Origin of the sequence: Calidithermus chliarophilus DSM 9957, from assembly GCF_000430045.1 — a bacterium.
Classification (GTDB): domain Bacteria; phylum Deinococcota; class Deinococci; order Deinococcales; family Thermaceae; genus Calidithermus; species Calidithermus chliarophilus.
Map to the genome: position 1 here is coordinate 1,721,540 of NZ_KE387023.1, position 8,716 is coordinate 1,730,255.

An 8,716-nucleotide genomic window follows, 5' to 3' on the forward strand; every position below is an offset into this window, starting at 1 on the left:
TCAGGCCTCGAGCAAAGCCTGGACCAAGTTGGCGTAGGCGGCCGCGGCGGTCTCGAGCGCGTCCACGGCGACGTGCTCGAAGGTGGTGTGGGCGAGCTCGGGGTCGCCGGGGCCGTAGCCGATCACGGGGGCCCCGCTCCAGGCGAGGTAGGGCGCGTCGGTGGTGAAGCTCCAGAAGCCCGCCGACTCCTGCCCCAGCGCGCGCAGGGCCACGGCAAGGAGGGGGTGGTCGCTGTCGAGGGAGTAGGCGGGCAGCAGCGCCGAGATGCTCATGCGCACCGGTCCCGAGACCAGCTCCTCCTCGGGGACGTAGAGGCTGGCCTCGCCCGCGCTGTCGCGCAGCCCGTCGAGCAGGTCGTGGATGTCGGCGCCGGGCTCGTAGCGCAGGTCGAGCACCACCCGGGCCACCCCGGGCACCACGTTGGTGGCCTGGGGGTAGGTCTCCAGCCGCGTGGGGGTGAGCCGGACGTCGAAGGACTCGGGGTGCTTCTCGAGCCCGGCCAGGAAGTCGGCCAGCGAGTAGATGGGGTTGGTGCCCGTCGCCATCGCGGCGTGGGCCTGGTCGCCGGGGAAGTCGGCCCAGATCTCGCCGCGGCCCCGGTGCCCGCGCATGACCCGCCCGGCCGAGGGTTCGCCCAGCAGGACGGCCTTGGGGGGCTCGAGCCTGAGGCGGCTCGAGGCGTAGCGGCTGCCCAGCCCGCCCAGCTCCTCCTGCACCGTCGCCAGGAAGCGCACCCGCCCCGCCAGCCGCCGCCCCTTGAGCTGCTCGAGGGCCCCCAGCATCGCCACCAGCGGCCCCTTCATGTCCACCGCGCCGCGCCCCCACACCTTCCCGCCCTCGACCACCCCGGCGAACGGGGGGTGGGGCCAGGCCCCGGGGTCACCGGCGGGGACCACGTCGCTGTGCCCGGTGAGGACGATCTCCGGCCCCTCCGAGCCCAGCACGGCCTCGACGTTGCCCGCCTCGTCCACCTCGGGGCGCAACCCCAGCCCCTCGAGCAGCTCCACCAGCACCCGCACTGCGCTCTCCTCGCGCCCGGAATAGCTCTCGGCCTGGATCAGCCGCGAAAGGGAACGTGCCAAATCCATGGGGCCTACCTTACTGCATTGGGTGGGGGGTCGATAGCTCATAGCCGATAGCCGATAGCCGGACGCTGGGCGCGGGTCGTACGTCGTACGCAATACGCCAAACGCCAAACGCAAGATGCAAGACGCAAGACGCCTTGTTCCCCCCTTAGCAAGGGGGGTTAGGGGGGATATCCCCTCCCCGCGCGCGGGGAGGGAAGGGGTGGGGTAAACCGCGAGCCTCCCTGAACCCGACCTCCGCCCTTTGAAACCCGGTGCCTTGTTTGTCTGCCAGCCCTTGGAAGATGCTAGGCCCATGGACCTGGGGACCGCGCTGCTGGTGATCGCGACCATCGTGGTCCTCGAGGCCGTCCTCTCGGTGGACAACGCGGTGGTGCTGGCGGTGATGGTGCGGCCCCTGCCGCCCGACCAGCGGGGGCAGGCCCTGTTGTACGGGTTGGTGGGGGCCTACGTGTTGCGGGGGCTGGCGCTGTTTTTCGCCACGGTGATCATCCAGGTGTGGTGGATCCAGGTGCTGGGGGGGGTTTACCTGGTTTACCTGGCCGTGCAGCACCTGCTGCACCACCGGCGCCGCAGGCTCGAGGGGGAGCTCCCTCTGGGCCGCCCGCCCTCCTTCTGGCGCGTCGTGGTGATGCTCAACGTCGTGGACCTGGTCTTCGCCATCGACTCGGTGCTGGTAGTGGTGGCCTTCAGCACCGTCTTGTGGGTGATCTTCACGGGCGTCGCCATCGGCATCCTGCTGATCCGGCTGGCCGCGGGCTGGATGGTGCGGGTGATGGAGCATTACCCCCGCCTCGAGCAGGTCGCCTACGCGGTGGTGGGCTGGGCCGGGGTCAAGCTGGTGGTGGAGGGCTGGGCCAAGGCCGCCGAGCTCATGGGGCGGCCCGAGCTCGCGCCGCACCTTCCCCAGGCGGTGTTCTGGGCCGGGACGCTGGGCATCTTGCTGGTGGGCGGCTTCCTAGCCCTGCGCGCGCCCCAGCCCGACCCGGTAGAGGATGATGCTCAGCGCGACTGAGGCGTTGAGCGACTCGGCCTCGGGGTGCATGGGGATGTGCAAGAGCTCGTCGCAGCGCTCGGCCACCAGCCGCCGCAGGCCCTCGCCCTCCGAGCCGATGGCGATGGCCAGGGGGCGCTTGTAGTCGAGGGCCTCGAGGTCCTTGGCCGCCTTGCCGGCCGCGCCGTAGACCCACACCCCGCGCTGCTTGAGCTCCTCGAGGTAGCGTGCGAGGTTCTTCACCTGCACCAGCGGCAGCTTGCCCGCCGTCCCCGCCGAAGCCTTGAGCACCAGCGCCGAAAGCGGGGCGCTGCGCCGCTCCTCCGTGACGACCCCGTGCGCCCCCAGCGCCAGCGCGCTACGAATAATCGCCCCGTAGTTGCGCGGGTCGGTGATGCCGTCGAGCAGCACCAGGAGCGGGGTTTCCCCGCGCTTCTTGGCGAGTTCGAAGGGGGCTTCGGGGTCGGAGAACTTGAGGTCGGCCACCTCGGCGGCAATGCCCTGGTGGTGCGTGGTCCGTAGCCGCTGGTCGAGCTCGATGCGCGGGACTTGCTCGTAGTCCACGTCCAGCTTGTCGAGCTCCTTGAGCAGCCAGGGCTCGACCCCCCGGGCCACCCAAACCCGGCTCACCCGCCCTTCCTTGATGGCCTCGAGCACCGGGTTACGTCCGTAGATCAACATAAGCTTCAGTCTAATCGGGGAAGGGGTGAGTTGGGCCAAGGGGATGGTCTCCGGTCGCTGCTCCCGAGCAGGGAGTGGGAAGCGGTCAGCCATCAGCCGTCAGCGGGAGGCTAGTGGCCTGTGGCCTGTCGCCCGTGGCTCGTGGCTCGTGGCTCGTGGTTACCCCTCCCCAACCCTCCCCGCATGCGGGGAGGGGATATCCCCCCCAGCCCCCCTTGCTAAGGGGGGTGAAGAAGGGGCGTCTTGCGTTTTGCGTTTGGCTATCAGCTATCGGCCATCAGCTATCGGCTATCGCCTCACACCACCCCATACAACTCCCTCTGCCACAACCACTCCGCCACCCGCTCAATCCCCTGCGTGAGGTGGCGGCGGTAGGTGCTGAAGGGCAGGTCGAGGAGTTCGGCGGCGAGTTCCTGGGTGGCGGCGGGCTCGAGGTAGGTGCGCTGGAGGGCGCGGTAGAGCTTGTGGTCCTTGGGGTTGGCCTCGAGGCCGTGGGCGGCTTCGCGCAGCAGGGCTTGGAGGTCGGCGGGGACGGGCTCGGGGGTGCGTTCGCGCAGGAGCCTCGAGCGCAGCAGGGGGTTGTGGGCGAGGGCGGCGGGGCGGGTGAAGTCGCGCAGGGCGTGCTTGACCGCCTCCCTGAACTCCGGCTCGGAGAGCACGACCACCGGGACGGCCCGTTCGGGCTCCTGTTCGGGGCCGAACTGGGGGTCGAGCTCGCGCTGGCCCAGGAGCTCGAGCCAGGCCCCGACCGGCAGCGCCCGCCAGTCGTGGGCGAACTGGCCGTAGCGCTTGCCGTCGAGCTCCCAGTCGGCCTCGGGGGCGCGGCGGATATCCATGTAGCCCAGCGCCGGGCTCCAGAACTCGGGTGAGGCGCAGGGGAAGAAGCTCCAGGAGAGCTTGGGGTGGGCGAAGTACTGCTGTACGGCGTGGATGAAGATCAGGCTCTGCACCGGCGAGACCTGCTGGTAGTGCTCGCGGCTCATCCAGAAGCGGAAGAGGATCATCGCCTCGCCGGGGCGCGGCGGGGCCTGGCGGCGGGCGTAGGCCAGGGCGGCGCGGGTGGCGGGGTCGGCCTCGAGGTCGGCTTCGGCGGCGGCGTGCAGCTCGAGGCGCAGCATGAAGCCTGCCGGCTCGTGCCCCTGGCCGCGGTAGACGGTGAGCCCCTGGGGCTGGAGCTCCAGCCAGCGCCGGGCGACCTGCGCCGACTGCGGCCCCTCGTGGCGCTCGACCATCTCCAGCACCGCCGCGTGGTCCTGGGGGCGGCCCCCCTCGCCGTAAACGCTGCCGAACTCGCCCCACTCGAGGAAGGGCTTGACCATGGGGTTGTGGCGGTGCAGGTACACGTCGTCGATCAGGGCGCGCTGCTGCTCGAGGCCCCGGCTCTCCAGGAGCTTTTTGGTGTAGTAGCCGCGCACCCGGCGGTGCAGCTCGGCGTACCGGTCGGGGTTGCGCCAGCGCAGGTCGGCGTCGAGGGCCTCGCGGGCGAGGTCGTGGGGGAACAGGCCCTGCGGCCCCGACTCCACGAAGGAGAGGCCCCGCAGCCACTCGAAGTATTCGTGGGCGTCGTCGAGCTCCAGCGCCGCGCCCAGCAGCGGCTCGGTGGTCACGCGCACGAGGGCGCTGGTCTCGAGCGCGGCCCGGTGCAGCGGCGAGGGCACCTGCTGCACGAAGCGCTCGAGCAGGCTGCGCACCACGTCGGGGTTGGAGTCGGGGCGGAAGCCCAGGCCCTGCTTGCCCTCCAGCACGTCGGCCACCAGCGACAGCGCCAGGGGGTGGCCGTGGGTGAACTCGAGCACCGCGCCGTGCTGGGCCTCGGGGATGCCGCGCCGGGCCAGGAAGTCGCGGCTCTCCTCGGGGCGCAGGTTGCGCAGGCTCAGCGAACGGAACAGCGACCGCCAGCCGGGGTCGGCGTGCCAGGGTGCCGCCAGCGGGTTGCGCCCGGCCAGCACCACCCGCGCGGTCTCGGGGAGCTGGGGCAGGAAGACCTCGCGCAGCCAGCCGTCGAGCGGGGTAAGGGCCTCGTAGGTGTCCAAAAGCAGCAGCGTGGGGCGCTCCCGGGCAAGATGCTCGAGCGGCGAGGCGTTTGCGCCCAGCCCCAGGTGCATTCGCAGCGCCAGCAGGAAGCCTTCGGGGGAGGGGTCCAGGTTGCGGGCGTCGAGGGGGAGGGGGGAGAAGCCGTGCTCGAGCGCCAGCGCGGCGAACTCCCCCAGCAGGGCGGTCTTGCCCACCCCGCCCGGCCCGTAGAGGTGCAGCAGGATCAAGGAGCCCCGGGGGTCCAGCAACTCCGAGCGCAGCAGCGTCTTCTCGCTTTCCCGCCCCACGAAACGACGGCGGCGGGCGCTCAGCAGGCGCTCGCGCAGGGTGCTGGGGCGTTCGGCGGGCTCGGCCATGAAGCGAACCTTAGCGCTGGGGTCTTCGATGAGTATAGCAGCGAGCGCCGGTGGGCATCTGGACGGCGTTCAGCAGCTTTTCGGGTTGGGGGCGAGGAAGGGCCAGCAAAACCGCCGCCTTAGGGGCGGCGGCCTGTGTGAGGACGCTGGGGCGTTTAGTGGGAGAGCCACTCGCTCGCCACGGGCGAGGGGTCCTGGGCGGCCTCGCTGTGGGGCGCCTCGCGCTCGAGCAGGTACTTCTCGGCAGCCATGGCGGCGCGGGTTCCGGCCCCCACGCTGGTGGTGAGCTGGCGGTAGATCGGGTCGGCCACGTCGCCGGCGGCGAAGAGGCCGGGCACGCTGGTGTAGATCTCGTCCTTCACGTCCACGTAGCCGTCGCCCCGCAGCGCCACCACCCCGCCCAGGAAGCCGGTGTTGGGCACGTGCCCGATGAAGACGAAGACGCCGTCGGCCGGGTAGTCGTAGACCTCGCCGGTCTTGAGGTTCTTGAGCCGCACCCCGTTCACCGTCTCGTCACCCAGCACCTCCTCGACCACGTGGCTCCACAGGAAGTGCATCTTGGGGTTGGCGAAGGCCCGCTCCTGGGCGGTCTTGTTGGCCCGCAGCTCGTCGCGGCGGTGGATCAGGGTGACCTTGGAGGCGAACTTGGTCAGGAACAGCCCCTCCTCCACGGCGGCGTCGCCCCCGCCCACCACCACCACCTCCTTGCCGCGGTAGAAAAAGCCGTCGCAGGTCGCGCAGGTGCTCACGCCGCGGCCGTAGAACTTCTCCTCGCCGGGCACGCCGAGCTGCTTGGGGTTGGCCCCGGTGGCCAGGATCACGCTGCGGCTGAGGTAGCTCTGCCCGTAGCCCTTGACCACGAAGCCCAGATCGGTCAGCTCGAGCCCCAGCACCTCCTCCATCTGCACCTCGACCCCGAACTTCTGGGCCTGCTTGAGCATGCGCTCGGCCAGCTCGGGCCCGCTGATGCCCTCGGGGAAGCCGGGGTAGTTCTCGACCTCTTCGGTCTGGGCGATCTGCCCGCCGGGCAGCCCCTTCTCCAGGACCACCGTCTTGAGGCCGCCGCGCCCGGCGTAGATGCCCGCCGTGAGGCCCGCCGGGCCCCCGCCGATGATTACCACGTCATAGAGGTTGCTCATAAGACTCCAATCACCCGTACCAAGGTACACCCGGCCCGCCGGCGGCGTCGGTAACCGGGGTGACTTATCCCGTCCCGTGCCTGGCCGGCCGGGGGTTTGCGGTCCCAACGGTTCGATGAACGCCGCGGGAGATGACCTCGAGGCCGCTCGCTTCTCTCATACCGGATTCAAAAAGATAGTCACCCAATCCAAAGACTTCCAGAGGCTATCTTTTTGAATCCTAGAGCACTCCCTTCGGTCGGGTTGGTCCGGCGCCGAACGGCGCCGGACCAACCGAATCTGGTATCAGCGAAGGGGGTGGGGTAACCTGGACCTGGCACAACTTCGGAGGAGTGTGATGAAGGGATTGAGGTTGGTAGCATTCGTGGTCCTGACGGCGGTGTTGGTCGCCTGCCCGCAGACCAAGCCGCCTACCCTGGGCGAGGAGCTCGACGCTTACGTCCCCCAGGCCATGCAGGTCGAGGGGGTGCAGGGGGCGGCGGTGGCGGTGATCCGCGACGGGGCGGTGGTCTACCAGAAGGCTTTCGGGGTCAAGCGCCAGGGAGGGGGGCCGGTCGGGCCGGGCACCCACTTCATGATCGGCTCCACCGGCAAGTCGCTCACCACGATGCTGATGGCCGGCCTGGTCGACGCCGGAAAGGCCGCCTGGACCACCCCGGCCCAGCAGATCCTCCCCCAGTTCGAGCTCATCGACCCGGCGCTCTCACCCAAGGTCACCTTCCAGGACCTGGTGTGCCAGTGCACCGGGGTGCCCCGGCGCGACCTCCAGTTCCTGCTGGGCGGCGAGGGCCTGACCCCCGAGAAGGTGGTCGAGTCCGTGCGGAACTACCCCCTCGACGGCCCCTTCGGCAAGACCTTCGCCTACTCCAACCAGATGGTGGCCATCGGCGGGTTCGCCGCGGCCAAGGCGGCGGGGCAGGGGGGAGACTGGCTCGAGGGCTACGCCGCGGAACTGGCGGCGCGGGTGCTGAACCCCGTCGGGATGCCCGACACCACCCTCTCCTTCGCCGCCGTCGAGGCCCGCGCCGACTACGCCCAGCCGCACGGCCTGAGCATCGAGGCCGAGCAGACGGCGATCCCGCTGGCCTACGAGAGTGTCCTCAGCCCCATCGGCCCGGCGGGCGCGCACTGGTCGACCCTCGAGGACATGACCCGCTACCTGCGCACCCAGATGGCGGGCGGGGTCGCGCCGGACGGCACCCGGGTGGTCTCGAGCGCCAACCTGGCCGAGACCTGGAAGCCTCGAGTCACCATCGAGCAGGGCGTGGACTACGCGCTGGGCTGGATCGTGGCCGAGTACCGGGGCCAGAAGCTGATCTTCCACGGCGGCAACACCCTGGGCTTCAGCGCCCTGCTGGCCTTCCTCCCCGAGTCCGGGCTGGGCGTGGTGGTGCTGGCGAGCGGCCAGGGCCTGCTGTTCAACACCGCCGTGCAGATGCGGGTGCTCGAGATCGTCTTCGACCAGCGGCGCGAGTTCGACAAGATCTTCCGCGACGAGGTCGGGAAGATGCAGCAGCAGTACAAGCAGGTCGCGGCCCAGCTCAAGCCCGTGCAGCCCGAGGCGGTCAACCCCTACCTGGGCCGCTACGGCCACCCCGAGCTGGGCACCCTGGAGCTGAGCCTCGAGGGCGACGCCCTGCGGGTGGACACCGGGGCCATCGTCACCCACGCCAAGCGCTACCAGGCGATGGGCCAGGTGTACTACCTCACCACCGACGCGGGGTTGGCGGGGGTGCCGCTGCAACTGCGGATGGAAGGGGGCCAGCCCGTGGTGGTGCTGCCCGCGCCCGAAGGGGAGTACGTCTTCACCCGCGCCGCCAGGGCCCAAGCCGCCCTGCGCCAGCCGCTCGAGCCCCTCCCCGCCGAACTGCGCGCCCTGCTCGAGCTCCGCCTAACCCCTCAGGCTCGAGCCTGGAAGCTGATCACCACCCGGTAGGCCGACCCGAAATTCCAACCGATTCGCAGGGGCGAACTTCGTGTTCGCCCTTTTCCTTACCTTTGGTGGGGATGGGTCGGTATGCGGTGGGGTGGTTTGGTGACCCCCGCTCCGCCGTCAGGGGAGCGAGGGGGAGGCCATTCCACATGGCGAGGGCATCGCGGTACGCGATCCGGCATACGCCGGAAACCTGCTCCCCCTGGGCTCCCCCGAGGGACTCGCAGACATGCCGCCGGGGCCGGCGGCCTCAGCTTCCCCGACACCCCCGTCACCCCCTCCCTCGCGAGCCGCACACCCCGGCCGGGGCGGGCAGCACGGCACGAGCGCCCGTCTCCTGGGAGGTGGGGCTGTAGTTAGCTGTTGGGCCGGGCACAACCCCAGTGGATGATTGATTTCAACGAGGCTATCAGCTATGGGGCTAGTGGGCTAGTGGGGCTATCGGCTATCGACTATCGACTATCGACTATCGACTATTGACTATCGATCACTG

6 protein-coding genes are annotated in these 8,716 nt (G+C 70.1%); 2 read left to right on the forward strand and 4 right to left on the reverse strand.

Going from position 1 to position 8,716, the window contains the following annotated elements; translation table 11 throughout:
- Positions 1-1,089, reverse strand: a complete 1,089-nt coding sequence (locus tag MEICH_RS0108465; protein ID WP_027892245.1) for a M20 family metallopeptidase — start codon at positions 1,087-1,089, stop codon at positions 1-3.
- A 292-nt stretch (positions 1,090-1,381) separates the two neighbouring features.
- Here MEICH_RS0108465 and MEICH_RS0108470 point away from each other — a divergent pair, with 292 nt between their 5' ends.
- The gene (locus MEICH_RS0108470) at positions 1,382-2,101 is read left to right on the forward strand and encodes a TerC family protein (protein ID WP_027892246.1); all 720 of its coding nucleotides are present in this window, start codon (positions 1,382-1,384) and stop codon (positions 2,099-2,101) included.
- On the opposite strand, the gene rlmB is transcribed toward MEICH_RS0108470, so the two are convergent.
- From rlmB to trxB, 3 genes are all read right to left on the reverse strand, one after another.
- On the reverse strand, positions 2,045-2,761 hold the full coding sequence (gene rlmB, locus MEICH_RS0108475; RefSeq protein WP_027892247.1) for a 23S rRNA (guanosine(2251)-2'-O)-methyltransferase RlmB: 717 nt from the start codon (positions 2,759-2,761) through the stop codon (positions 2,045-2,047). The genes MEICH_RS0108470 and rlmB overlap by 57 nt on opposite strands.
- A 296-nt stretch (positions 2,762-3,057) precedes the next feature.
- On the reverse strand, positions 3,058-5,151 hold the full coding sequence (locus tag MEICH_RS0108480) for an ATP-binding protein (protein WP_027892248.1): 2,094 nt from the start codon (positions 5,149-5,151) through the stop codon (positions 3,058-3,060).
- A gap of 155 nt (positions 5,152-5,306) precedes the next feature.
- Positions 5,307-6,290, reverse strand: a complete 984-nt coding sequence (gene trxB / locus MEICH_RS0108485; protein WP_027892249.1) for a thioredoxin-disulfide reductase — start codon at positions 6,288-6,290, stop codon at positions 5,307-5,309.
- Between the two features lie 337 nt (positions 6,291-6,627).
- Between trxB and MEICH_RS0108490 the strand changes: the two genes are divergently transcribed.
- Entirely contained in the window at positions 6,628-8,226 is a 1,599-nt protein-coding gene (locus MEICH_RS0108490) for a serine hydrolase domain-containing protein (protein WP_084542244.1), read from the forward strand.
- Positions 8,227-8,716: the final 490 nt, after the last annotated feature.